At 67.8% G+C, this 24,386-nt stretch carries 27 protein-coding genes; 3 read left to right on the top strand and 24 right to left on the bottom strand.

The window, feature by feature from the left end:
• Positions 1 to 7 precede the first annotated feature (7 nt).
• The 7 genes from dapA to KXD98_RS10410 form a co-directional block, all read right to left on the bottom strand.
• Positions 8 to 910 (bottom strand): 4-hydroxy-tetrahydrodipicolinate synthase, encoded by a 903-nt coding sequence (gene dapA, locus KXD98_RS10440; protein WP_260764078.1) that lies wholly within the window; start codon positions 908 to 910, stop codon positions 8 to 10.
• Between the two features lie 52 nt (positions 911 to 962).
• Positions 963 to 1,715, bottom strand: coding sequence for an FAD-dependent thymidylate synthase (thyX, locus tag KXD98_RS10435; RefSeq protein ID WP_260764076.1), 753 nt, complete (start codon positions 1,713 to 1,715; stop codon positions 963 to 965).
• Between the two features lie 218 nt (positions 1,716 to 1,933).
• Positions 1,934 to 2,833: a haloalkane dehalogenase gene (locus tag KXD98_RS10430; protein ID WP_260764074.1), complete on the bottom strand. Its 900-nt coding sequence runs from the start codon at positions 2,831 to 2,833 to the stop codon at positions 1,934 to 1,936.
• A gap of 36 nt (positions 2,834 to 2,869) precedes the next feature.
• A complete protein-coding gene (locus KXD98_RS10425) occupies positions 2,870 to 3,958 on the bottom strand; it encodes a diguanylate cyclase (RefSeq protein WP_260764072.1) in 1,089 nt (362 codons plus the stop codon).
• A 10-nt stretch (positions 3,959 to 3,968) separates the two neighbouring features.
• Positions 3,969 to 5,171 carry a winged helix-turn-helix domain-containing protein gene (locus KXD98_RS10420; protein WP_260764070.1) on the bottom strand — a complete coding sequence of 401 codons (1,203 nt, stop codon included), beginning with the start codon at positions 5,169 to 5,171 and terminating at the stop codon, positions 3,969 to 3,971.
• Positions 5,168 to 5,647 (bottom strand): dihydrofolate reductase, encoded by a 480-nt coding sequence (locus tag KXD98_RS10415; protein WP_260764068.1) that lies wholly within the window; start codon positions 5,645 to 5,647, stop codon positions 5,168 to 5,170. Before KXD98_RS10415 ends, KXD98_RS10420 begins: the two co-directional genes overlap by 4 nt.
• On the bottom strand, positions 5,644 to 6,444 hold the full coding sequence (locus tag KXD98_RS10410; RefSeq protein WP_260764066.1) for a thymidylate synthase: 801 nt from the start codon (positions 6,442 to 6,444) through the stop codon (positions 5,644 to 5,646). The genes KXD98_RS10415 and KXD98_RS10410 overlap by 4 nt, the downstream gene beginning before the upstream one ends.
• Before the next feature lie 41 nt (positions 6,445 to 6,485).
• Here KXD98_RS10410 and KXD98_RS10405 point away from each other — a divergent pair, with 41 nt between their 5' ends.
• Positions 6,486 to 7,223 (top strand): dienelactone hydrolase family protein, encoded by a 738-nt coding sequence (locus KXD98_RS10405; protein WP_260764064.1) that lies wholly within the window; start codon positions 6,486 to 6,488, stop codon positions 7,221 to 7,223.
• On the opposite strand, the gene KXD98_RS10400 is transcribed toward KXD98_RS10405, so the two are convergent.
• The 4 genes from KXD98_RS10400 to dapB form a co-directional block, all read right to left on the bottom strand.
• Positions 7,220 to 7,675 carry a hypothetical protein gene (locus KXD98_RS10400; RefSeq protein ID WP_260764062.1) on the bottom strand — a complete coding sequence of 152 codons (456 nt, stop codon included), beginning with the start codon at positions 7,673 to 7,675 and terminating at the stop codon, positions 7,220 to 7,222. The genes KXD98_RS10405 and KXD98_RS10400 overlap by 4 nt on opposite strands.
• A 77-nt stretch (positions 7,676 to 7,752) precedes the next feature.
• Complete coding sequence (locus tag KXD98_RS10395) at positions 7,753 to 8,214, bottom strand: flavodoxin family protein (RefSeq protein ID WP_260764059.1); 462 nt, start codon at positions 8,212 to 8,214, stop codon at positions 7,753 to 7,755.
• Positions 8,211 to 8,678 carry a hypothetical protein gene (locus tag KXD98_RS10390; protein WP_260764057.1) on the bottom strand — a complete coding sequence of 156 codons (468 nt, stop codon included), beginning with the start codon at positions 8,676 to 8,678 and terminating at the stop codon, positions 8,211 to 8,213. Before KXD98_RS10390 ends, KXD98_RS10395 begins: the two co-directional genes overlap by 4 nt.
• A complete protein-coding gene (gene dapB, locus KXD98_RS10385) occupies positions 8,675 to 9,412 on the bottom strand; it encodes a 4-hydroxy-tetrahydrodipicolinate reductase (RefSeq protein ID WP_260764055.1) in 738 nt (245 codons plus the stop codon). The genes KXD98_RS10390 and dapB overlap by 4 nt, the downstream gene beginning before the upstream one ends.
• 129 nt (positions 9,413 to 9,541) lie before the next feature.
• Between dapB and KXD98_RS10380 the strand changes: the two genes are divergently transcribed.
• Positions 9,542 to 9,913, top strand: a complete 372-nt coding sequence (locus KXD98_RS10380; protein WP_260764052.1) for a hypothetical protein — start codon at positions 9,542 to 9,544, stop codon at positions 9,911 to 9,913.
• Here KXD98_RS10380 and KXD98_RS10375 read toward each other — a convergent pair.
• From KXD98_RS10375 to KXD98_RS10335, 9 genes are all read right to left on the bottom strand, one after another.
• Entirely contained in the window at positions 9,900 to 10,733 is an 834-nt protein-coding gene (locus KXD98_RS10375; RefSeq protein ID WP_260764050.1) for a hypothetical protein, read from the bottom strand. The two genes, KXD98_RS10380 and KXD98_RS10375, sit on opposite strands and share 14 nt — an antisense overlap.
• Positions 10,730 to 11,923: an NHL repeat-containing protein gene (locus KXD98_RS10370; protein WP_260764048.1), complete on the bottom strand. Its 1,194-nt coding sequence runs from the start codon at positions 11,921 to 11,923 to the stop codon at positions 10,730 to 10,732. The genes KXD98_RS10375 and KXD98_RS10370 overlap by 4 nt, the downstream gene beginning before the upstream one ends.
• Positions 11,920 to 12,771, bottom strand: a complete 852-nt coding sequence (locus KXD98_RS10365) for a NifU family protein (RefSeq protein ID WP_260764046.1) — start codon at positions 12,769 to 12,771, stop codon at positions 11,920 to 11,922. The genes KXD98_RS10370 and KXD98_RS10365 overlap by 4 nt, the downstream gene beginning before the upstream one ends.
• Positions 12,768 to 14,006 carry a tetratricopeptide repeat protein gene (locus KXD98_RS10360; RefSeq protein WP_260764043.1) on the bottom strand — a complete coding sequence of 413 codons (1,239 nt, stop codon included), beginning with the start codon at positions 14,004 to 14,006 and terminating at the stop codon, positions 12,768 to 12,770. The genes KXD98_RS10365 and KXD98_RS10360 overlap by 4 nt, the downstream gene beginning before the upstream one ends.
• Before the next feature lie 20 nt (positions 14,007 to 14,026).
• On the bottom strand, positions 14,027 to 14,272 hold the full coding sequence (locus KXD98_RS10355; protein WP_260765112.1) for a hypothetical protein: 246 nt from the start codon (positions 14,270 to 14,272) through the stop codon (positions 14,027 to 14,029).
• Between the two features lie 5 nt (positions 14,273 to 14,277).
• Positions 14,278 to 15,051, bottom strand: coding sequence for a hydrogenase maturation protease (locus KXD98_RS10350; RefSeq protein ID WP_260765111.1), 774 nt, complete (start codon positions 15,049 to 15,051; stop codon positions 14,278 to 14,280).
• Between the two features lie 94 nt (positions 15,052 to 15,145).
• Positions 15,146 to 16,756, bottom strand: coding sequence for a nickel-dependent hydrogenase large subunit (locus KXD98_RS10345; RefSeq protein ID WP_260764041.1), 1,611 nt, complete (start codon positions 16,754 to 16,756; stop codon positions 15,146 to 15,148).
• 21 nt (positions 16,757 to 16,777) lie between these two features.
• The gene (locus KXD98_RS10340) at positions 16,778 to 17,743 is read right to left on the bottom strand and encodes a hydrogenase (protein ID WP_260764038.1); all 966 of its coding nucleotides are present in this window, start codon (positions 17,741 to 17,743) and stop codon (positions 16,778 to 16,780) included.
• Between the two features lie 66 nt (positions 17,744 to 17,809).
• A complete protein-coding gene (locus tag KXD98_RS10335) occupies positions 17,810 to 18,337 on the bottom strand; it encodes a DUF1641 domain-containing protein (protein WP_260764037.1) in 528 nt (175 codons plus the stop codon).
• A gap of 233 nt (positions 18,338 to 18,570) precedes the next feature.
• Between KXD98_RS10335 and KXD98_RS10330 the strand changes: the two genes are divergently transcribed.
• Positions 18,571 to 19,632, top strand: coding sequence for an AraC family transcriptional regulator (locus KXD98_RS10330; RefSeq protein ID WP_260764034.1), 1,062 nt, complete (start codon positions 18,571 to 18,573; stop codon positions 19,630 to 19,632).
• Positions 19,633 to 19,634: 2 nt separating this feature from the next.
• Here KXD98_RS10330 and hypE read toward each other — a convergent pair whose 3' ends face one another.
• From hypE to hypF, 4 genes are read right to left on the bottom strand one after another with little or no spacing between them, the layout of a single operon-like run.
• Positions 19,635 to 20,705, bottom strand: coding sequence for a hydrogenase expression/formation protein HypE (hypE, locus tag KXD98_RS10325; protein ID WP_260764025.1), 1,071 nt, complete (start codon positions 20,703 to 20,705; stop codon positions 19,635 to 19,637).
• Entirely contained in the window at positions 20,698 to 21,801 is a 1,104-nt protein-coding gene (hypD, locus tag KXD98_RS10320; RefSeq protein WP_260764022.1) for a hydrogenase formation protein HypD, read from the bottom strand. Before hypD ends, hypE begins: the two co-directional genes overlap by 8 nt.
• A complete protein-coding gene (locus KXD98_RS10315; protein WP_260764020.1) occupies positions 21,798 to 22,073 on the bottom strand; it encodes a HypC/HybG/HupF family hydrogenase formation chaperone in 276 nt (91 codons plus the stop codon). Before KXD98_RS10315 ends, hypD begins: the two co-directional genes overlap by 4 nt.
• On the bottom strand, positions 22,046 to 24,382 hold the full coding sequence (hypF, locus tag KXD98_RS10310; protein ID WP_260764019.1) for a carbamoyltransferase HypF: 2,337 nt from the start codon (positions 24,380 to 24,382) through the stop codon (positions 22,046 to 22,048). Before hypF ends, KXD98_RS10315 begins: the two co-directional genes overlap by 28 nt.
• Positions 24,383 to 24,386: the final 4 nt, after the last annotated feature.

Below are 24,386 nucleotides of genomic sequence, written 5' to 3'. Positions count from 1 at the left end.
GCCCCCGCTACCGCAGCACCGAGGCGGCGCGCAGATCGGCGGCCAACGCCTGCAGTTGTTCGTCGTCGGCCGGCATCTGCGGTAGGCGCGGGTCTCCGGCGTCGAAGCCCTGCAGTCGCAAGCCCGCCTTGGACAACGTGACCCCGCCGAGCCGCAATTGAGCCGCGTTGAGCGGGTTCAGCGTCACTGCGATCTTGCGCGCAGTGGTGAGGTCTCCGGAGTTGAAGGCGCTCAACAGGTCCCGCAACTGACTTGCGGCCACGTGGCCCCAGACGCTGATGAAGCCGACCGCGCCCATTGCGAGCCAGGGCAGGTTCAGGGCGTCGTCACCGGAGTAGTAAGCCAGCCCGGTTTCGGCCATGATCGCAGCCGCGCCCGGCAGGTCGGCTTTGGCGTCTTTGACCCCGACGATGTTGGGGTGCTCGGCCAGCCGGCGCATGGTCTCCCAGGTGATCGGTACCACCGAGCGGGGCGGAATGTCGTAGAGAATGACCGGAAGGTCGGTGGCATCGGCGACCGCGCTGAAGTGTGCCACCAGGCCCGACTGGGGTGGCCGCGAGTAGTAGGGGGTGACCACCAGCAGCCCGTGCGCACCGGCGTCGGCACAGCGCCTGGCCAGCTGCACACTGTGTGCGGTGTCGTAGGTACCGGCTCCGGCGACGATCCTGGCGCGGTCGCCGACGGTTTCCACCACCCTGCGCAGCAGCGCGATCTTCTCGTCGTCGGTGGTGGTCGGCGACTCCCCGGTGGTGCCTGAGATCACCAGCCCGTCGCAACCGGCGTCCACCAGCCGGGTGGCCAGTCGCGCCGCGGTGTCCAGATCAAGGGTGCCGTCCGGCTTGAACGGAGTAACCATCGCGGTCAACAAGGTGCCCAATCGGGCAGTGACGTCGAATCCGCTGGTACTCACGGGCAGATAGGTTACCTGGTGGATCGGGCACGCCACGACTGCATTGCAGGCCTCAGACCTCCGTTGCCAGCGGACTGGTTGCCACCTCGGTGCCGTCGGCCAGCACGGTGATCTCGAAGTCGGAAAACACCGCGGGTGCGACGTCGACAAGGCGGCGCAGACACTCGATGGCCAACCGACGGATCTCGACGTCAGCGTGTTCGCTGGCGCGCATGGCGACGAAGTGCCGCCAAGCCCGAAAGTTGCCGGTGACCACGATGCGGGTCTCGGTGGCATTGGGCAGCACCGCGCGGGCAGCCTGGCGGGCCTGCTTGCGACGCAACACTGCGTTGGGCTCATCGGCGAACTTCGCCTCCAGCCGGTGCAACAACTCGCTATAGGCGGCCCGCCCGGCATCAACGGCAGCGGTGAAGATCTCGGTCAGCTCGGGATCGCCGTCGATACCGGGCGGTGCGACCACCTCGGCGTCGTGCTCGGGTACGTACCGTTGCGACAGCTGCGAGTAGGAGAAGTGCCGGTGACGGATCAGTTCGTGCGTGCAAGAACGCGAGATGCCGGTGATGTAGAAGGACGCTGAGCCATGTTCGAGCACCGAGAAGTGGCCGACGTCGATGATGTGACGCAGGTAGGACTCGTTGGTTGCGGTGCGGGGGTTGGGCTTGTCCCAGCTCTGGTAGCAAGCGCGGCCGGCGAACTCGGTGAGCGCTTCGCCGCCCTCGGCGTCGGTGCTCCACGGCACCTCCGGCGGAGCGAAGAACTCGGTCTTGGCGATCAGCTGCACCCGCAGCGGCGCGATCTCGGCCACCGGCCGAGCCTAACGCGCGGTCGGGCGGCGGCCCGGGAGCAGCCGCCAGACGCGCGTCGCTGGTCAGCGCTGGCACGGTCAGGTACTGCGCCAGCGCGGCGTAGAGCGTATCGTAAAAGGACAGGTTCTCCCGCCATAACCATGCGCAGCTTGCTAATTCGCCCGCATGAGGATAGCGGTGACGGACGCAGCCATAGCGCTGCAGCGCTGAAGTGGCGCTAGCCGGTTGGGGTCGCACCGATGAAGTCGACGACGACCGCCGCGAGTTCGGGCCCTTTGTCCTCCTGCAGGAAATGCCCGCCGCCGACGATGGTCGTGTGTGCCTGACCGGCCGCGCCGGGGATCAGCTTGCGCAGCGGCGCGTCGGCGCCGCGGGTGATGGGGTCGGAATCGGAGAAAGCACACAGAAACGGCCGCTCGAACCGGCGCAGCTCTGTCCATGCCGCCCGGTTCGCCTCGGCGGCCGGGTCGTCGGGGCTGGTGGGCACCAATGTCGGGAACTGCCGGGCGCCGGCCTTGTACGAGTCGTCGGGAAACGGGGCGTCGTAGGCGGCGATGACCTCCGGCGGCAACGTCGACACGCAGCCGCCGTCGACAATCGTGCCGACCGGAAAGTCCGGGGTCTGCTGACTGAACCGCTGCCAGGCCAGAAACGCCTCGCCGGGATGTTGATCGCCGGTCGGCAGCGTGGTGTTGGCGGCCACGACTCGGGCGAATCGATCGGAGTGTTCCCCGACCAGCCGCAAGCCGATCAGCCCGCCCCAGTCTTGACACACCAGGGTTATCTCGGACAGCCCGATCGCCTCGATCGCGGCCCACGTCCAGTCCACGTGCGCCTGGTAGGTGTAGTCCTGCCGCCGCGTCGGCTTGTCGCTGCGGCCGAATCCGACGAGGTCGATCGCCACGGCACGCAGCCCGGCCTCGACGAGCACGGGGATCATGGTGCGGTACAGGTAACTCCACGACGGCTCCCCGTGCAGCAACAGCACCACCGCAGCACTGCGCGGGCCTTCGTCGACATAGTGCATGCGCAGGCCGCCGATCTCGACGTAGTGCGGCGCGAAGGCGAACCCGGGCAGATCGGTGAAACGCTCCTCGGGGGTGCGCAAGACGTCCATGGCATCAGTCAACCAGGGCCGCCCGATACCGACCGGTCATTCCGACGCGAGACGATCCAGCTGTTGGTGTTCGATACGGTTTCCGCCGGCCCGCTTGGACCGATACATCGCCACATCGGCGACCTGGATGAGCGTTTCGACGAACCCCGGGTGCTGCCGGGCCAGCACGGCGTCGGCGGGCACGGTACAGGTGCCGAAGCTCGCCGTGACACTGACGGGCGAGGCCTCGATCCCCACCCGGATACGCTCGATGGTGGCCGCATGGTGGGAGGGATCAGCGGTGTCGGCGATCACGAACTCCTCGCCACCGAGCCTGCCGAGTATCGCGTCGGGACGGGCATTCTGCCGCAGCACGGTGGCGACGTCGACGAGCACCCGGTCTCCCGCGGCGTGGCCGTGATTGTCGTTGATCTTCTTGAACTGGTCCAGGTCCACCATCGTCACGTTCAGGCACCCGCCGGTCGGACGGTTGACGGTCAGCTCGTAGACCGCGTTGTAGAAGCCGCGCCGATCGAGCAACCCGGTCAGCGAATCGCGGTCAGAGTTGCGCAGGTCGATGCGCAGCGTGTGGACCAGCGCCTGGATACCGAACGGCACACCGAGGTTGAGGGCGAGCACGATCATCAGAGACGAGGCGGTCAGCCCCACGTCCCCGGTCGCGCTCAGCAGTCGAGTCGCGGTGATGGCCGAGCACACCACCGCGAGACTGAGGTTGAACAACATATGGCCCAGCGCATGGAAGTAGGCGAGCAGACCGCCGACGGCGGCGAAGAGCACGCCACCGTTCAACCCGGCGTACGGGTTCGACAGCGCCAGGCACGTCGCGGCGATACACATCGAGCACACCACGTTGTAGGCCAGCGACTGGTTGCGCGTCGGCCACCGCCGCAGCCACACCACCGAGGCGGCCAAAGCGCACACCGCGGACGCGATCGCCACCGATCGGGTCAGCAGGTGATCTGGGCCGGCTGGGCTGCCCAGCAACACGATCGGCAGTGCTGCCAGCAGCGCTGTGACACCGAAGGTGGCCAACCGCCAGCGCTGCTGGAGTCCGCGGTCGCGGAGGTAGACCGTGAACCAGTCGAACTGGTCGGCTTGGCTCCACCACCCGCGGATCACCGCCACCACCTCGCTGTCACACCAACAAACGTCTGAGCGCATCGACCAGGTCGCCGCGCTCCCCTACCGTCACGTCGCCAACCGTCAACCAGTCGGCCATGGCGCGCAGTTCGCCGGCCAGCGCTGCGGCCACCCGCGCCGTGTCGACCCCATTCTCGCCGAAGGCGCCGACAACGTGTAGGGCGTCCCCGGTGCGCTTCAAGTCCACCCGGCCCACGAGTGTGCCGTCGAGCAGGAACGGCCAGACGTAGTAGCCGAACTGGCGGCGTGGCGCCGGGGTATAAATCTCCAAGCGGTAAAAGAATCCGAACAACCGCTCCACCCGGGGTCGGAAGAAGATCAACGGATCGAACGGGCACAACAGGGCAGTTCCGCGGTCACGGCGCGGAATCGACTGTCCCACCCTCAGATAGGCCGGTGTGCTCCAGCTCTCGACATCAACGGGTTCGAGCTCGCCGTCGGCAACCAGTGCGGCAAGGGCAGGTTTGACCTGCCGGGCGCTGAGCCGGAAATAGTCGCGCAGGTCGGCTTCGGTGGCCACGCCGAGTGCGGTGGCGGCGCGCAGCACCAGTGCGCGAATGGCTTCGTCGTCTTCGACCTGGCGGTGCACCACATCGGCGGGCAGCACACGCTCGGTCAGGTCATAGTGCCGGGCGAAGCCGACTCGGGTGGCCGTGGTGAGCACGCCGGATGACCACAGCGCCTCGGCAACCCATTTGGTGTCACTGCGATCCCACCACGGACCCTTGCGGCCGCGCGGTTCTGCCTCCAGGTATGCCTCGATCTGTCCGGCGGTGGACGGGCCGAGCACCGTGACCGCGGCGACGACATCCTCGGCCAGCTTGGCGTTGCGCTTGACGATCTCGGCCCCCCAGCGGCCGTGGGTGTACTCGCGCATCCGCCACCGCAGCAGGGGCCAGTCATCGACGGCCATCAGCGCAGCCTCGTGGGCCCAATACTCCACGAGCAGCCGAGGTGACCGCGGCGAGTGGCTCCACGCCGCACGGTCGAGCAGATTGCGGTCATAGGGCCCCAACCGACTGAACACCGGTGCGTAGTGCGCGCGTACCGACACCGACACCGAGTCCAATTGCAGGACCTGCACCCGCGCAATCAGCCGCTTGAGGTGGGCGCGGGTGACCGCGCCGGCGGGCTTGGCTTCGTGGAAACCCTGTGCTGCCACGGCAATACGGCGTGCCTGCGCTAGGGTCAGCGTCACGTCCGGACGAAGCTGTAGAACCGATACCGCAGCCCCGAAGCGCTGTCCTGCCACGCACCTTCGGTGCCGGTCCAGGCTTCGTCGAGCACCGGCGCGAGCACGTCGTGGTCCTCCCGGCGCAGGTCGACGTCGACCTCGGTGATCTCGCACCGGGTGGCCATCGGCATGGCCAATCCGTAGATCTGCGCACCGCCGATCACCCAGGCGTCACCGAGCGGCGCATCCTGCAGGTCGGTCACCACCTCGGCGCCCTCGGCCCGGTAGTCGGCCGTTCGGCTGACCACCACACTGCGCCGTCCCGGCAGCGGCCGCACCGAGGCGGGCAACGATTCCCAGGTCAACCGCCCCATGATGACGGTGTGGCCCATGGTGAGTTCCTTGAACCGGGCCAGATCCTCGGGGAGCCGCCACGGGATGGCGCCGCCTCGACCGATGACTCCCGATGTCGACTGCGCCCAGATCAAACCCAGGCTCACACCGCCACCGGGGCCTTGATCGCGGGGTGTGGATCATAATTCTTGATCACCACGTCGTCGTAGGTGTAGTCGAAGATCGAATCACGTTGCCCAAGAACAAGTTCAGGATACCGACGCGGTTCGCGTGACAGTTGTTCGGTGACCTGTTCGACATGGTTGTCGTAGATGTGACAGTCCCCTCCGGTCCAGATGAACTCCCCCACCGAAAGGCCGGCCTGGGCGGCCATCATGTGGGTGAGCAACGCGTAGCTGGCGATGTTGAACGGTACCCCGAGGAACAGATCGGCGCTGCGCTGGTACAGCTGGCACGACAAGCGTCCGTCGGCGACGTAGAACTGAAAGAACGCGTGACAGGGCGGCAGCGCCATCTGCGGGATTTCCCCGACATTCCACGCCGAGACGATGTTGCGGCGGGAGTCGGGATCACGGCGCAGCAGCTCAAGAGCGGCACTGATCTGGTCGATGTGATCCCCGGACGGGGTCGGCCAGGACCGCCACTGCACACCGTAGACGGGGCCCAGATCGCCCGTCGGCGAGGCCCATTCGTCCCAGATCGTGACGCCGTGCTCCTGCAGCCAGCGCACATTGGAGTCGCCGCGCAAGAACCACAGCAACTCATAGATCACCGACTTGGTGTGCACCTTCTTGGTGGTGATCAGCGGAAAACCCGCGGTGAGGTCGTAACGCATCTGATGGCCGAACACGCTGTGGGTCCCGGTTCCGGTCCGGTCCGATTTGGCGACACCGGTGTCGAGCACCAGGCGCAGCAAGTCCTCATAAGGCGTGGCGATCGGCACCTGGTCAGCTTACGTGGGACACCAGGAGTAGAACTAGAACCATGCCGACGATCAACGACGCCGTCCGCACCGCCGACGGCTCCTGCCCGGTCAGCCTGCACACCCCCGACGGACCCGGTCCATGGCGCGCCGTGGTGATGTACCCCGACGCCGGAGGCGCGCGGGAGCTGTTCCGGACGATGGCCGACCGCCTCGCCGGCTTCGGGTACGCCGTGCTCGTTCCCGATATGTATTACCGCGAGGGTCGATGGGCGCCGTTCTCGATGGACACGGTGTTCACCGACGCGCAGGAGCGGCAGCGGCTGTTCTCGATGATGTCGAAAGTGACGCCCGAGCTGATGACCGCCGACGCGCACGCGTTCTTCGACTACCTGGCGGCGCGACCGGAGGTGCGCGGGAGCACCTTCGGCACAACGGGCTACTGCATGGGGGGACGGACGTCGTTGATCGTGGCCGGCCGGGTGGCCGATCGAATCGCCGCGGCGATGTCGTTTCACGGCGGCGGGCTGGTGACCGAGGACGCCGACAGCCCACATCTGTTCGCCGAGCAGATCCGAGCTGCGGTGTATATCGGTGGGGCGCGCGATGATCGGGGTTTCACCAAGTCCGACGCCGAGACCTTGGACAAGGCATTCAGCGACGCAGGCGTGCAGCACACCATCGAGTGGTATGACGCGCTGCACGGGTTCGCCGTGCCCGACAATGCGCCGTTCGATGAGCAGGCGGCCGAGCGGCACTGGGCCGCCACCCGCGAGTTTTTCGCTGCCCACCTGAGCTAAGGGGATCTGCGGGCGCGAAGGTAGCCCGACAGGCTGCCCAGAACGCCGCGAGCCGCGTAGAAGCCGGCCAGCACGGACAACATGATCAGCACGACGAACATCACCAGCCAGTTGGTCCGGTGATGGTCGACGTTCCACCACACGATGGTGAACAGGATCGCGCAGACGAACACCACGATGTCGCGCCAGTTGCCCCGGTAGGACATCGCCATCTCACGGAGTTCTCGGTTCTTGTCGATGCCGGCGATCAGCCCGTCGATGCGCAGGTCGATGACGCGCTGCAGTTCGGCGCGGCGCTGGACCTGATCGTCGGGCAGGCGTTGCAGCAGGTCCATGTCCGCAGCGATGTTGCCGCGGATGTCGGGGCCTTTCAGGTTTCCGGCCGCCAAACCCAGAAGCGCGCCACCGGCGACCGGCGCGCCGGCGAGGGCGATCTCAGCAATACCGGGCATCGGGTTCCTCCGTCAGTCCATCAGCGGTGGCAGTCAGCGTGCCGCCGGTGCGGCACCGCGGTCAAGACCACGACCGATCACGGGTCTCCCATCACCGTTGCGGCCACTGTGGCGCCGAGGTTCCAGCACGCTTCGATATCGGCCGCCGTCGGCTTGCCTGAGACGATCACCGACTCGGCGACCCGCTCCCAACCCAATCCGGTGGTGATGCCGTCCAGTGCGCGCTGTGCCCCCTCGGTGCCCTCGTTGCCGTGCATGTACACACCGAAAGGCCGGCCCCGGCTGGTGTCGAGCAGCTGATAGTACGACTGGTCAAAGGCGTGCTTGAGCGCTCCGGAAAGGTACCCAAGGTTCGCCGGTGTGCCCAGGACGTAGCCGTCGGCCGCCAGCATGTCCACCGGCGAGACCGTCAGCGCCGGCCGGCGAAGCACCTCGACACCGACGATCTCGGAATCGGTCGCTCCGGAGACGATCGCTTCGAGCATCTCCTGGCAGTGCGGGCTGGGCGTGTGGTGCACGATCAGCAGCGTCTTGGTCATCGGGCGGCCTCCTCCAGCTGCATGGCCTTCTTCATCGCCTCGCGGGCTCGCGGTCGGTCACCGGCGTAGTCGTAGGCGCGCGCCAGCCGGTACCAGCGGCGCCAGTTGTCCGGATCTGCTTCCAGTTCCTCGCGCACCTGGCCGAACAACGCGTCGGCCGCGTCGCGCCGGATACGTCCCGACGGCCTCCTCGGCAGCGCGCTGACGTCCAACTCCAGCCCTTCCGCACCGATGATGCGTGCCAGCCGCTGATGTGCCAGGCCGGCCCGCACTGTGGCCACCATGGCCCACAGACCGATGACGGGCAGCAGGAACAGCGCGCCGCCCAGGCCGATGGCCGCCGGCTCGCCGGAGGCCACCAGCAGCCAGGCGGTCCGGCCGAGCAGCACGAAGTAGACGATGAGCGCGACGCACATGAAGCCGATCAGCAGTTGGATGCGCAGTGCGCGCGCTCCGTCACTCATGTCAGGTCGAGCAGCGGTTCGATGCCGATGGTCAACCCGGGGCGTTGGGCGACCTTGCGAACGGCGAGCAGCACACCGGGAACGAACGAGGTGCGGTCGAAGCTGTCGTGACGGATCGTCAGCGTCTCCCCTTCGGTGCCGAACAGCACCTCCTGGTGAGCCACCATGCCGGAAAGCCGCACCGAGTGCACCGGGATACCATCGACGTCGGCCCCGCGCGCTCCGTCCAATCCGGTACTGGTGGCATCGGGGTTGGGCGGCAATCCCTTTCGCGCCTTCGCGATCAGCTGGGCGGTGCGCGTCGCGGTTCCCGACGGCGCGTCGACCTTGTGCGGATGGTGCAGTTCGATCACCTCGACGGACTCGAAGTACCTTGCGGCCTGCTGCGCAAAGTGCATCGACAGCACCGCACCGATCGCGAAGTTGGGCGCGATGAGGACCGACACGTCGGGCCTGTCGACCAGCCAGCTCCGCACGTCGTCGAGTCGCTGGTCGGTGAAGCCGGTGGTGCCCACGACAGCGTGAATCCCGTTGTCGATCAAGAACTTCAAGTTGTCCATGACCACGCTGGGATGGGTGAAGTCGATGACGACCTCGGTACCGGTGTCTGCGAAGGCCGCCAGCGGGTCCCCTGCGTCCACGCCGGTGGTGAATGTCAGGTCGTCTGCGGCCTGAACACCGGCCACCATCGCCGCCCCCACCTTGCCTTTGGCACCCAGCACTCCGACTCGCATGGGCAGAGCCTAACGTGTCGACATCTCGCACATATGTTCGATGGATGGGTGTGGCGCCGGCGCCGATCGACAGCTTGCCCGCTGCCCGAAGTCGACCAAGGACCGTAGCGGCCCGGCTACGCTGAAGAAATGTTCGTCGGCGTTCCCGTCCTCGTCGCGGTCGGCACCGCAGCATCGGCATGCATCCTCGCAACCCCGGCCTTCGCCGCGCCCGCCTACGGCAGCAACGGTGTCTTCGGCGTCACCACCCAACCACGTGAGGGATGGTCGACGACATTCATTCCGCCGGGCCGCTACCGGGTCGATCAGTCACCCAGCATGCAGCCCTATCAGAGCCCGCCGGGTTTCTGGCTGCGATGCCAGGACTTTCCCTGCGCCCCAACATCTCCAGGAAACATCATCGGCAACGGGGACGCGCTGCGCGACGCGCCGACGTTCGTCGACATCCTGCCGACCGACGTCGCCATCGCCCTGCACAACGTCACGCTCACCCCGGCCTGAGCCCCAGGGCCGGGTCGAAGGTCGCCCGCGCGGTAACCGATGCCGCGGCGGCCGTGACCACAACGCCGGCGTCGCCGTCGCGGCCGGTGGCGAAGACGATTTCAGCGCTGTCGGGTCCGTCGCGGTGGGCCATCAGGTAGTCGTAGAGCAACCAGTCCAACGCGCACGCGACCTCGTAGGGGTCCGCGTCCGGGTGCTCCGCCGCGCGAACCACGGTCTGCATCGCCGCGCAATGCTCGGTGCGCGCGGCATCCTTGTTGGTGCCTGAGCTGTCGAACAGCAGCATCGACAGCGTGAGCGGCAGCCGCGCCCCCGACTCTGTGCGCACCACCCAGCGCCCGCCCCGCCACGGGCGGGCGGGGTCGGCCTGCACCATCTCGCCGTACCCTCCGACCACCCCCGGCGTCGGCTCTGCCAGTGCACCGTCCAACGGCACCGGCCCCAGCATGTCCAACGCCTGACGAGCCAGAATCGACATCAGCACCGAGGTGCCGATGATCTTGCCGGCCCGGGCGTCGGGCACGGCACCGAGATGATCGACCGCCCGCGCGTAGTCGAGGCAGGCATCGTCGAGACTGCGGTAGAGCTCGGCGAGGTCCGCCCGGTCCTGCGCTGCCGGCCGCGCTCCCCCGCCGAGAAACTCACCGAACCGCCGCGCCGCGCCGATCAGCTCGTCGTCGAGCGCCGACAGGTGGGTCGCGGCCAATCGTTCGGGCTCGTCGTCATCGACGACGAGCTCGGTCAGTGTGGTCGGCACACCGTCTGTGGTGGTCCACCGGAAGCCGATCTGCTCGTCGGGCTGGATGATGCACGGCCTCACGACCGCCGCCACAGCATCACGCGGTTGTTGCCGGAATCGGCAACCGCCAGCACGTCGCGGTGCAGGCTCACCCCGTACGGCCAGCACAGCGTGTCATGCCCGACCAGGGCCCACCGGTTTTCACCGTTGGCGGCGAAATCAGGTTGGGCCAGTACGTGATCGGCCGACCGGCCCCCGAACGGATCGGTCGGCAGCCCATCCCAGATCAGGATCCGGTTGTTGGCGGTGTCGGCGATGACCAGGGTGTCGCCGTCGAGGTCCACCGCGTAGGGAAAGCGGAACCGGTCCCCGGTGTGCGGACCGTACGGCCATTCCTGCGCGCTGACAAAATCCTTTTGCCCCAGAACAGAATTCGCGGCAGTGTCGCCGGCGGGCTGCGGTGACCAGCCCAGCACCCGGTGATCGCCGGCGTCGGCGACCAGCAACAGATCCGCTGTACCGGCGATCGCATGCGGCCAGCGGAAACTTCTCGGTCCGACACCCTCACCGCGGTTCTCCTCGCGGGCGCTCGACGACGGTTGGCCGAGCACGATGTCGGCGGGCTCACCCGGGCCGGGAATACCGCCCTCCCAGCCCAGTACCCGCCGGTTGCCGGTGTCGGCGACCCAGAACCGGTCGCCGAGCACCGCGACGCCGAACGGCCAGAAGAAGGTTTGCGCCGAGCATGGCCGGCCTGCGTTCGGCTCGACGGAGCCGGCGTCGGGCTGGCCGAGCACCACATCGGGGGCGACGTCGTCGGTCTGCGGGACGTCGTCCCAGATCAGGATCCGATGATGCCAGGCGTCAGCGACGATCAACCGTCCATCCACGATTGCGACGCCGGTCGGCAGGTTCATGCCGCGCTCGGGTCCGCGGCCGGCAGCGGCGCGCCCCTCGGTGTGTCCGTCGGGTTGACCGAGCACCACATCGGCGGGCTGCTCATCCCCACCGGGGATGCCATGCCAGATCAACACCCGATGGTTGCCGGAGTCGGCGACGACGACGTGCGCATCGTCGACGAAAACCCCGCGGGGCGAATACATCCAGGCCCTGCTCGGCGTCGCCGGGGGCAGCGCCAGACCACCGGGCGCGGGCGCACCGAGCCAGATCCGCGGGTGCCATCCACCGCTGTGTTCGCCGGCCAGCAGCCCGGTCGGCGCACGCCCCGCTGGGCGGCCGGCGCCGGTGGGCCGCACTGTGTAGCGGCTCATCGTCCGGCCCGGACCCAGACGTCCCCGTCGTCGATGCGCAGCGGTAGCTGTTCGAGCTGCACACCGGGGACTGAGAGGCACTCACCCGACATCGCGTCATAACAGAAGGCATGCCAGGGGCACGTCAGCGTCCCGGATGCCACGTCGATGATCGCCCCGTCGAGCGGCAGTGCCTCGTGCGCGCACTCGTTGCGGTAGGCCGACAGCCGCTGACCGAGGTTGACCACGATGATGCCCTCGGCGGGCACGCTGATGTCGTCGACCGGGATCTCGCCGGCACGCGCCACCTTCACCCAGCCGTCGTCAGCAGGCCGGGGCGGTATCCGCAGCGCCTCCACCGGGATCAACGCCGGCGACGGTTCGGTGGGCACCACCTCGACCGCACGCAGCCCTGGAACACCTTGTTGCAGTGCGGTTTCAACGAGCTCCCGCAGCGTCACCGACGACATCGAGCAGCCGTTGCAGGCACCCTCGAGACTCACGAACGCGACACCGTCCTCGACGCGGACGAGCGCCACATCGCCACCGTGGCTGTGCAGCTGGGGGCGCACCGCGGCCAGGGCACGCTCGGCCAGCGTGGCCGGATCCGGCCGGATGATGCCGTGCAGCGTCAGCAGCAGCCGCACCACGGGATCGTCGACAAGGTCGAACAACAGTGGACGCGCACCGTCGTCGGCGCGCATCCGGGACACGATCGTCGCCAGCCCCGCCCGGTGAATGTCCTCCAGTGCGGCCTTGAGTTCCTCGGCGGCCGCCCGGGCCGCGGGATCGAGCTCCGAGAGCGCCGCGACCGCGGCGTCGACACGACCCGCCAGCACGTCCAGATCGGTGTCGTCGGCGAGCGTCATCGCACCGTCTGCCGGGAGATCTCGTCGAGCACCCCGCGCACGGAGCGCACCGAGTCGGTGTCACCGAGTTCCTCGAACAGGAATCGTGCCTCGTAAAGCCTGGCCTTGGCCTGATCGAACATTCCCAGGTGGGCGAGTACATTGCCCTGGTTGGCCAGCACCCGGGCTCGGCCGTGCGGGTCGTTCTCGCGATCACGGGCACCGAGCACCGCTTCGTAGATCTCAACCGCCTCCACGAGATTGTCCTGCCGGTGCCGGGACGGGCTGTACACCAACGAGTTTGCGAGGTTGAGTTGCACGCTGGCCCAGCGTTGCGGGTGCTCGTCGCGGGTGAACACAGTCAGCGCCTGCCGCAACGACTGCGCGGCGATCCCGAGCCGCAGCTGGCCCGAGGCTTCCACCATCGGCATGGTCAGGTACGCAGTGGCCAGGTCGGCATGGCCGGAGGCCCATAGCAGCGGCGCGTCCTCGCGGCGGATCAGCTGTAACGCCGAGTGGTAGTGCGGGATGGCGGCAGGCATCATCTCTGGCCGCTGCGCGGCCTGCTCGTGCACCATGCCGGCTGCGGTCAAATACAATTCCGCGCGGGCGACCCGCAGACCGTCGGCGCCCTCGAGCAGTGACAACGCGTGCTCCAGCCGGGTCAGCGCGGACGGGTCGCCAGCGTCGCGGCAGAGCCCGGCCGCCGCCCCGATCAGCAGTCCCGCCAACGGGCGGCTCACCGGCGTCGCGGCCTGTGCGGCGGCGTCGAGCAACGCGACGGCGTCGGTGGGTCTGTCGGCGGCCACGGCCGCCGATGCCGCGGCGGCCAGTACCGCGGCGGCAACCTCGCCGTCGAAGCCGACGGCGTCGGGCACGCTGTCGCTGCGTCCGAGCGCGAACAGCACAACGTCGACGAGCACCCCGAGATCACCCAGCCCCGCGCGCACCGAGTCAGGGTCGGTCGAGTCGGGATCAAGAACGAAGCGGTTGTAGCACGACACCGCGTCGCCGCCGTCCAACGCGGCCAGCGCCGCGTCCCGTTCGCCGTCGTAGGCGTGCCGGTGCGCGGCCATGCGCTCGGGCCAGACGTCGGGCAGGCATCCGGTCAGCAGCGCGGCACGCGCGGCGTCGGTGTCCTGACCTGTCGGGATGAGCAGGTATCCCAGGGGAAGTCCGAACACTCCCAGCGGCTGTGGGCGCGTCACCAGGTCGGTGGCACCCCGCTCGGTCGGTTCGACGGCGGTATCGGTCACGGCCCTCCCCTGCGATTCACCTACAGTTCCCGCTCCGCGGCGCGCTTGATCAGATCAGCGGCCAGGTCGGCCCGGCGCCGCGTGCGGTGGGTGTTGATCCGCTTGCGGATCACCCCGTCGTCGAAGACGACGACGATGTCGACAGCCCACTGGCCACGATCGGCCACCACCACGGCCTCGACGGCGCGCGCTTCGTCGGCAGAGCTCTCGGCCCGCACCACGGTCGGCGGCCTGCCCTGGGGAAACGGTTGCCGGCATTCACACATGGCGATCACGGTTTCCGCTCCTGGAGCCCGGAAACCTGGATGCGTAGCGCGCTATGTTCATCGTCCCAGCATGCGCGATACACACCGCGCAATGGGGCCTCCCTCAACAGCTCGCCGACCAGCACAGACCGGTCACCGGCAGGATTGCGCTGCTTGAGCAGCAGGCCGCCACTGCGCGGGCCGCGCAGCGGGATCAACCAGAACACCCCGTCGCGCAGCACCGCGGCGACCGCATCGGAGGGAAAGCGGGCGGCCGCCACGTCGGCATCGAGGCGCAGATATCCATCGGCGGTGAATTCGACGGTCACGTCGCGGCCGGCGGTGGGCCGCAGTGGTGCCAGGAAGTCACGTTCGATCACCGAGATCACCTCCTCCATCGCGGTGGCCACCGGATCGGAGAGATCAGCGCCCAACTCGACACCGGAGACCTCGATCAAAAACACGGTGATATCGGTCGGGCAGTCCTGCCCGAGCGCCCAGCGTGCGAACGCGATCGCATGATCCCAACGAAACGAATGCGTGTGCAGCCCCTGCAGCGGCGGAAGCTCGGCGAATTCCTCACCGGGCACCCGGAAGGTCGTGCCCGGCGCCGAACCGGTGGCCGCGGCGTCGACGATCACCACGCGCTGCGCGCCGCGCATCTGGAACGCGACATCCATCCCGGCGGTGCCGCCGTCGACCAACTTCGCGCCGCCCGGCACCCCGCGTTCCCACAGATGTCGGACCAGCACCGGGCCCACCCCGTCGTCGCCGCGCAGCAGGTTCCCGCAGCCGATCACCAGCACCTCGCAGCCCGGCGGCTCCAGCTGCGCCGCCGGGTCGGCTGCGTTCACTTCGGCTGCGTTCACTTCGACGTCGTTCAGTTCGACCAGCTCACACCATCCCGTTGATGACGAACCGATTCAGCTCCCTGCCGGTTTTGCCGTCGTAGGCGTGCACCGTACACACCAGGCAGGAGTCGAAGCTGCGCGCGACGTGACCCAGCTCCACGGGGTCTTCGGCATCGACGATCGGAGAACCGACCAGGGCCCGCTCGATCGGGCCGAGCACCTCAGAGCCGTCCCGAGGCCCGATGTTCCACGCCGTTGGGGTGACCACCTGATAGTTCTTGATCTTGCTGTCCTCGATGACGATCCAGTCCGACAGCGAGCCGCGGGCGGCCTCAGTCGAGCCGAACCCTTTGCCCTCGGCGTACTCAGTGGGCTTGGTGTAGAAGCTCTCCTTGAGCTCCAGCGCATCCAGCCACTGCCGCGCCCACTTGTAATACTTCGGTGCCTCGTGCATACGGGCGAGCTGGCGGACCATCACCGACGGGCCGATGGTGTTGTAGATGTCACCGAACAGCGGATCGTCGTCCTGGTGTGCCGCAGCGTTCGGGCCGGCGGCGGCCATCCGGCGCGCCAGCGGGCCCGCTTCCAGCGGAATGTTGCCCAGATCGCCGACGGCGTAGCGCGGGGACTTGGCCCAGCTGTACTTGCCCTGCTTGCGTCCCAGTTCCGGGTCGATCGGGATGGTCTCGCCGTCGAACGGGTGCAGCGGGCGGTCCCCCTGATAGAAGGAATGGGTGACGTCCTCTCGGACGTTGGCCTGATCGAATTCGTAGTAGCGCCCGTCGGCGAAGACTCCCGACCGTCCGATCAACGCCGCGTTGCGGCCCTCGATGGTGGGGTTCTCGTAGAGCGAGGGCTCGAAATACGTTCCGGTGGCCAGATAATTGCCCACGCCCTGTCCGTACTTGTCCAGCCCGACATCGAGGCAGTAGCGGATGAAAAAGCCGCAGTCGCTGTTGTACTGGGCCTCGTTCTCGTCGACCCAGGCCAGCACGTCGTTCCAGGTCTTGTTCTCCAGCCAACGGTCCACCGAACAGCCCAGCCACTGCCCTTCCAACCACGCGTCGTTCCAGTGCTCCAGAATCGCGATCGAGCGGGTGACATCCGACAGCGTCGGCGCACACATGACGCCTCCGGGCACCATGAAACTCGAGTGAGGCCATTGCCCGCCGTAGATGGCGTACACCTCGACCGGCTTGGCACTGAGCACCACACCGGGCTGGTAACTGGTTCCCACGTAGGGGGCGAAACGCCGGACGGCTTCGTCGTAGAGCGCGGACTTGGCGTAGTTCTTGTTCGTCAGATCGATCGCGAACAGCGCATAGAAGTACCGCGGGATCGACTGCAGCGTCTCGCAGGCCTGACAGATGTTGCGTACCAGCGTGGCGTTGTGCGGCATGTGGGTGCGCCACGCCGTGTCCAGCGCGTAGGCCGACTTGTACAGATGGCTACCCCCGCAGATGCCGCAGATCCGCGGGCAGACCACCAGCCCGGACTGAGGGTCCTTGCCGCGCAGGATGATCTCGAAACCGCGGAACATCGCCGCCTCGGTCCACGCCGAGGTGACGACCCCGTCTTCGATGGTGACCCGGACGTCGAGGTCGCCTTCGACCCGACCCAGCGGACTGACGAACAGATCGAGTTGTGAGGTCATGAAAGTCCTTTCTTGCCTGCGCTAGACCACGAACATGTCTTCTTTGGACCACTGCGGCGCCGCGATCCGCGCAGCTGCTGCCAGGCCCATGTAGGTCAGGTGGTCGGTGCCCTCGGGCACTTCCTTGGGGATCATGCCGCTGACCTTCTGTGTCTTGAACAAAGTTCCGGGCGCCAGGTCGAAATGCGGAAACTCCGGCTCGGTGCAGCCCAGGCAGGGCATTCCGGCCCGCGTCTTCGACGACTGCCGGTTCCACAGGATCCGGTTACACGGCGAGTGTGTCATCGGACCACGACAACCGAATTCGTAAAACAGGCAACCGGTTCGGGTGCCCTCGCCGAACGAGAGTGTGGACTGCTTGTATTCGAAGAATTGCACGCGTGTGCAGCCGGTCTGGGTGAACGTCTTGAAGAACGTCTCGGGGCGGTGCAGGTCGTCGAGTGTGATGTCACCGGCGCGCCCGGTGGCCAGCGCCACCAGGATCTGGGTGATCCAGTCCGGGTGCGCAGGACATCCCGGCACGTTGATGACCGGCAGTCCCATCTTGGACCGGAAGTCCGGGCCGAGATACCCGCCCTTCTCACGCTTGTGGAACTGCAGCCCGGTCGATCCCGACGGGTTCGGCTCCATCGCGGGAATGCCACCCCAGCAGGCGCAGTCGCCGATGGCGACGACGATCTGCGCGGCCGCGGCCAGATCGGTGACCCAGTCCTTCATCGGGCGGTCGGCGAACATGTCGGCGCGGCCGTCGTAGGCCTCCATCACGGTGCCCTCGAACACGAAGATGTCCAGCGGTCGTTCGCCGTTGGCGCAGTCCCAGAACACCTTCTGCGCATTGTGCCCGAGTTCCAGCCCCAGTGAGGGGTGCCAGAGCAGGTCGAGTCCGAAGTCGACGATCAGGTCGACGACGTTGGGCTCTTCGGCGTTGAGGAATGACATCGTGTTGCCACTACACGCGCCACCCTGGAACCACAGCACCGATGCCATCGGGACTCCTCTCGATCACCGAAGGTCCGAACCTCCGGGGCGAATTCTGTTGTGTGTGACTGGCTTTCAGACTCGACGCCCGAAGACACGAGCCACTTCGAGCAGGTACGCCACACCGCGTGCGACGTCGGGGTCCTTGGCCGCGCCGCGCAGCGTCTTCCACAGGCCGCGCATCCCGCGCGGTGCGGGCCCAACGGACTGCCGGGCTGACACCACAGCGTCACCCAGGGCGGAGATCACCTCAGCGCCGGCCGGATCGGCCAACGGAGAGTTCAGCAGGGTGGTGATCGCCGGGGCCGCGTGGACCAGGCCGCCCGAGAGCTGGGCCAGGCTGGCCGAAAGCTGCCCCAGTTCAACAGATTGTCCTTTGAGCTCACCCAGCGCCGACGTCAGATTGGCAGCGATGTCGTCGCCGCGGCGCACGAAGCCGTCCAGCCCGGTGACGAGCACCGCGAGCAGGTCGGCATGCTCGAGCAAGGTGTTCAGGGCCTCGGCGATCCGGGGGTCGTCGAGGCGGTCCCGGACAGTGGCCGAGGGCCCGCCCGGCGCGGCCGGATCCAGCACGGCCGCTGTCGCCTCACCGTTGCTACCCATGCCCGACCTCCCTGGCGGACTCCCCCATCCGGGGGAGCGTGGCTGACAGCCTCAACGTACTCAGCGGTGGGGCCGCTGCCTATCGGTTTCACGCAACTGCTATCAGGATTGCGCACAGATGGTTACGCTGAAGCGAGACCGATGTTGAGGAGTCTTGCCTTGCGGATGCGAATTCCTTTACTGCGCTGCAAAGTTAGGGTTCCCTATCCTGCCACCGGATTGCGGGCGCGCTGATGTCGCGCCTCACCCGGCTGGGCTACATCGACATCCGGCGCACCAGCGATCCGGTCCGCCGCAAGGTGCGCTCGCGCGGTGTCCCACCCGCGCTCGGCGAGCACGAGATCTTCTACACCGAGGACATTGCCAAGGCAGCACGGCTGATGGGCCGCGCACTGTCGCCGCTGACCCTGACGGTCGATCCGGCCGGCGCCGACGGGTTCGCCGCGTCGATGCACGGCGTGCGCCTGCGCAACGTCAGCATGCTCTACCTCGATCTGCACGCGCCGGCGACCATCGAGATCCCGGAATCCGGCCGCTACTACGCGGTGCACATGCCGATGAACGGAGTGGCCAACATCGTCCATCCGACCGCGACGTTTCAGGCCAACACCATGCGTTCGCTGGTCTCCAGTCCTGGTGTGCCGCTGCGTCTGGAGCTCGGTCTGGACACGCCGCAGCTGCTGATCCGCATCGAGGCGCAGGCGATGATCGCCCATGTCACCCGGCTGACCGGTCGTAACCTTGTCCGCCCGTTGGTCTTCGAGCCGGAGTTCGACCTGGCCACCGAAGCGGCGATGCGCTGGCACGCCGCGGTGCAGCTGGTGCATACCGAGGTCTACCACGCCGGTTCGCTGATCCAGAAAGGCCGGGCGATCGGCCCGGTCGAGGAGCTGGTGATGAGCAGCCTGCTTTACCTGCAGCCGTCGAACTATCACGCCGAGATCACCCAGCCGTCGTCGCCGGACCCGCGGCGCACCGTCATCCAGCAGGCCATGGACTTCATCGACGAACACCTCGCCGAACGGATCACGATGGACTCACTGGCCAACGCCGTGCACATGAGCGTGCGGTCCATCCAGCAGGGCTTCCGCTCCGAACTGGGCATGTCGCCGATGGCGTTCGTGCGAGAACGACGCCTGGAGCGGGTACACGAGGAGCTCACCGACGCCATCCCGTCGGACGGCGTGACGGTGACGGCCGTGGCCGAACGATGGGGATTTCATCATCTGGGCAGCTTCTCGGTCGAGTACCGCAAGCGCTGGGGCGAGGCGCCCTCGGAGACGCTGCGGCGCTGACCTCAACAGATCCGCGGAAGCTGCTCTCCGAGCTCGCGTTCCACCACCCGTGTGGTCCCGAAGGGCGTGCGCGCCACTGCCATGCCGGGATGTTCGGCGACCACCCGACCGATCACTGCGGCCTGGGCTCCTTCGGGTCGTGCGCGCATCGCGGCCAGCACCGCCTCGGCGGCCTCGGCCGCGACGAACGCGACGAGCTTGCCCTCGTTGGCCACCTGCAGCGGGTCCAGTCCCAGAAACGAGCAGGCCGAGGCGACCGGTTCGGGGACCGGGATCGCCGCCTCGTCGAGCTCGACGCCCACCGAGGCGGCCCGGGCAATCTCGACGACCGAGGCCACCAGACCGCCGCGGGTCGGGTCGCGCAGCGTGTGCACCGCTGTCGGGTCAACCGCGGCGAGCATCGCCGCCACCAGCCGGTGCAGCGGTGCGCTGTCGGTGCGTACCTCGGTGCCGAAGTCGATGCCCTCACGCACGCTCATGATCGCCACCCCGTGCTCGCCGATACTGCCGGACACGATCACCACGTCACCCGGACGCGCCCGCTCGGGACCGATGTCGACCCCGGCGGGAACCACGCCCACGCCGGCTGTGTTGACGAAAAGCTGGTCGGCTCCCCCTTTTCCGACCACCTTGGTGTCACCGGTGACGATGGGCACTCCGGCCGCGGCTGCCGCTTTGCCCATCGTCGTGGCCACTGCGCCGAGCGCGTCGAGCTCCAGCCCCTCCTCGAGGATGAAGCCGGCGGTGATGGCCAGCGGCTGGGCGCCGCTGCACGCGAGATCGTTGACGGTGCCGTTGACCGCGAGATCACCGATGTTGCCGCCCGGGAAGAACAACGGCTGCACCACGTAGGAATCGGTGGTCAGCGCGATGCGCCCGGCCCCGGTGTCGAGTACCGCCGAGTCCCTCGACGGCGTGGGCGCAGCGCCGAACGCGGGCAGGAACAGATTCTCGATCAGTTCCTCCGAGAGCACGCCGCCCCCGCCGTGTCCGAGCACCACCCGCCGGGTCTCACGTAACGGCAGCGGGCACACCCATTGCGCGGGGTTCACCGACACCGGAATCTCAGACATGCGTGGTCAGCTCCAGCCGGCGGAACTGGTAGTACGCCGCGCAGGCACCCTCGCTGGACACCATGGTCGCTCCGAGCGGCGACCGCGGCGTGCAGGTTCGGCCGAATGCCGGGCACTCATGCGGTTTGAGCAACCCCTGCAACACCTCGCCACTACGGCACTCAGCGGATTCGGCGACCTTGAGATGGCCGACACCGAAGCGGCATTCGGCGTCGAAGTCCGCATAGCGGGGTGCCAGCGTCCATCCCGACTGCGCAATCATGCCGATGCCACGCCACTGCCGGTCGGTCACGGAGAACACGTCGGCCAGCGTCTGCTGGGCCACCTCGTTACCGGCGGCACTGACCGCACGCGGATAGGCATTGCGCAGCGCGGGGACGCCCGCCTCGAGGAGCTCGACCACCTGGCGGACGCCTTCGAGTAGATCGAGAGGTTCGAAACCGGTCACGACGATGGGTACCCCGAATTCGTCGACCAGCGTGTCATATTCGGCAGTGCCCATGACCGAGCACACATGCCCGGCGGCCAAGAAGCCCTGCACCCGATTGGTCGGTGCGGCCAGGATGGCCTTCATCGCCGGCGGCACCAGCACGTGGGAGACCAGCATCGAGAAGTCCCCGAGCCCGAGCCGCTGCGCGTGTAGCACCGCCATCGCGTTGGCCGGCGCGGTGGTTTCGAAGCCGACTCCGAAGAACACCACCTGCTTGTCGGGGTTGTCCGCGGCGATCCTGGTGGCGTCCAGGGGCGAGTAGACGATCCGGATGTCACCGCCGCGCGCCCGCACCCCGAACAGGTCCTGTTCGCTGCCGGGCACCCGGAGCATGTCGCCGAACGAACAGAAGATCACGTCCTGGCGGGCGGCGATCTGCAGCGCCCGGTCGATCATCTCCAGCGGTGTGACGCACACTGGGCAACCGGGACCGTGGATGAACTCCACCGCACCGTCGAGCAGCTGGTCGATTCCGTTGCGGATGATCGAATGCGTCTGTCCCCCGCAGACTTCCATGACCGTCCACGTCCTGGTGGCGCGGCGCCGAATCGCCTCGACCAGGGTTGCTGCCGCGGCCGGGTCGCGGAACTCGTCGAGATACTTCATGAGAGATCCTTTCGGGTGAACGCCTGCTCGCCGGCCAGCTCCTCCTCCAGGACACCCAGGTCGGCGAACATCCGCAGCGTCTCTTGCGCCGAAGCCTCGTCAAGCCGGGTGATTGCAAAGCCGGCGTGCACGATGGTGTACTCCCCGACACCCATGTCGGGGAGATAGGCCAGACACACCGTCTTGGTGGTACCGCCGAATTCCACCGTGGACATCCGTGTCCCGGCTTCGTCCCAGATCTCGATCACCTTGCCGGGAATCCCGAGGCACATGGGTCACTCCTTTCCCGAGCTGCGGCCCGGCGCGCCGACGCTATGGTTGCTGCGGCCACTGCGGCCTGTCCCAACGCCAAGCCGCCGTCATTGCACGGCACCACCCGGTGGGTGAGAACCTCCAGTCCGCGGGCGCGCAACCCGCCCGCAATCCCGTCCAGTAGCCGGCGGTTGGCGAACACTCCGCCGGTCAACCCGACAGTGCGCATCCCCGCAGCCGACGCGGCCTGGGCTGCGGCCCAGACCGTCGCCCGCACCACCGCATCGTGGAACAGCAGAGCCAGATCGGCACGGCATACGCCCGAACGCATACCGTCGACCAGTGTGCGCAGCACCGGCGCGGGATCGAGAACACCAGATGTGACATCGAAATCTGTTGGGCTGCATTCATTGCCGGTGCGCGCCAGATGTTCGAGCTCGACGGCCGCCTGCCCTTCGTAGCTGACCTGCTGGCACACCCCCAGCAGGCTGGACACCGCATCGAAGAGCCGGCCCATGCTGGTGGTGGGTACGCACCCGATGCCGCGTGGCAGCTGTTGGGTGACCACGCGCATGCCGGCCGGTCCGATCGCGGCCACCGCAGGCAGGTCATCGGCCAGTTCGATCCCGGCGCGCCACAACAGGTCCACCGCGATGCGCGCCGGTTGCCGGACGGCCCCCTCGCCGCCCGGCATTGCGAACGGCGCCAGATGCCCCACCCGGGTGAATTGGGCCGGTCCGGTGATGGCGAGTAGTTCGCCACCCCAGATCGTGCCATCGGTGCCGAAACCGGTGCCGTCGTAGGTGACCGCGATCATCGGGTCGCCCAGCCGCCGATGCTCGGCCAGCAACGACATCGCATGCGCATGGTGGTGTTGCACGGCCAGCAGCGTGCCGCCGCGCCGCTGCGCCCAGCGGGTGGTGGCGTAGTGCGGGTGCGCATCGTGGGCGACCACATCGGGGGTGCTGCCGGTCAGGAATGCCAGGTGCTGCACCGCCGCGGCGAAGCAGTCCTGGGTCCTGGGGTCGGCCATGTCTCCCAGGTGCGAGGACAGGTGCGCCCACCCGTGCCTGCCGGTCAGGGCGAATGTGGTCTTGAGGTCCCCACCGGTTGCCAGGATGACCGGCGGTTCACCGGCGCCGGCGTCCAGTGGCACCGGCAGCGGCGCGTACCCTCGGGATCTGCGCAAGGGCGATTCGTTCCCGTCGGCGTCGATGCCCACGACGGAATCTTCACAGGGCACGTGGATCGGGCGGTCGTGGCCCAGCACCGCGTCGGCCAGACCGTCGATCCACTCGAGGTCCTCGTCGCGGTAGACGATCGGTGAGCCACCCTGGTTGGCCGAGGTCATCACCAGCGCGGGTACGTCGAGATCGGCGAACAGCAGGTGATGGACCGGCGAGTAGGCCAGCATCACGCCGAGCTCGCCCAGACCCGGCGCCACAGCGTCGCTCACCGCGCCGCCATGCCCGGCCAGCAACACGATCGGCGCGGCCGGCGAGCGCAACGAGCGCGCCGCCGCGTCGTCAACCTCGCAGATGCTGCGCGCATGCTCGACGTCGGCGACCATGAGCGCGAATGGCTTGGCGGGCCGATTTTTTCGCTGACGCAGACGCAGCAGCGCGGCATCGTCGTCCGCGCGGCAGGCAAGGTGGTAGCCGCCGATGCCTTTGATTGCGACGATCAGACCGTCCCGCAGTGCGGCGGCGGCAGACTCCAGTGCGCAACCGCCGTCGGTCGGTCCCGTCCACGCCAGCTGCGGACCGCACTCGGGGCAGGCGATGGTCTGGGCGTGATAGCGCCGATCGGTCGGGTCGGCGTACTCGGCGGCACAGGCCGAGCACATGTCGTACTTGGCCATCGTGGTGGCCGGACGGTCGTAGGGCAGATCGGTGATCACCGTGTAGCGCGGCCCGCAATTGGTGCAGGTGATGAACGGGTGCCGATAGCGCCGGTCGTGCGGGCTGAACATCTCGCGCAGACAATCCGGGCACGTCGCGATGTCGGGCGCGACCAGCGTCCGATGGCCGTCGTCGCCGTGGGCAGCGCTGTTCAGGATGCTGAATGTGCGGTCGCCCAGCACCGGACGGGATGTGACGACGAACGAGTCGATTCGCGCCAACGGCGGCGGCGCGTCGCGCAGCGCCGACACCGCCGCCTCGACCCGTATGCCCGGCCCCTCCAGTTCGCACTGCACCGAACCGGCGTCGTTGCGCACGAATCCGCTCAACCGGTGCTCGGCGGCGATCCTGGCCACCGTGGGACGGAACCCCACGCCCTGGACCACGCCGGTGACGCTCAGCCGTACCCGGGCGGTGTCCCCCGTCACGGGG

Origin of the sequence: Mycobacterium sp. SMC-4, assembly GCF_025263265.1 — a bacterium.
GTDB lineage: Bacteria > Actinomycetota > Actinomycetes > Mycobacteriales > Mycobacteriaceae > Mycobacterium.
The sequence above is the reverse complement of the archived record's forward strand: the minus strand, read 5'-3'. Positions and strand labels throughout refer to the sequence as shown.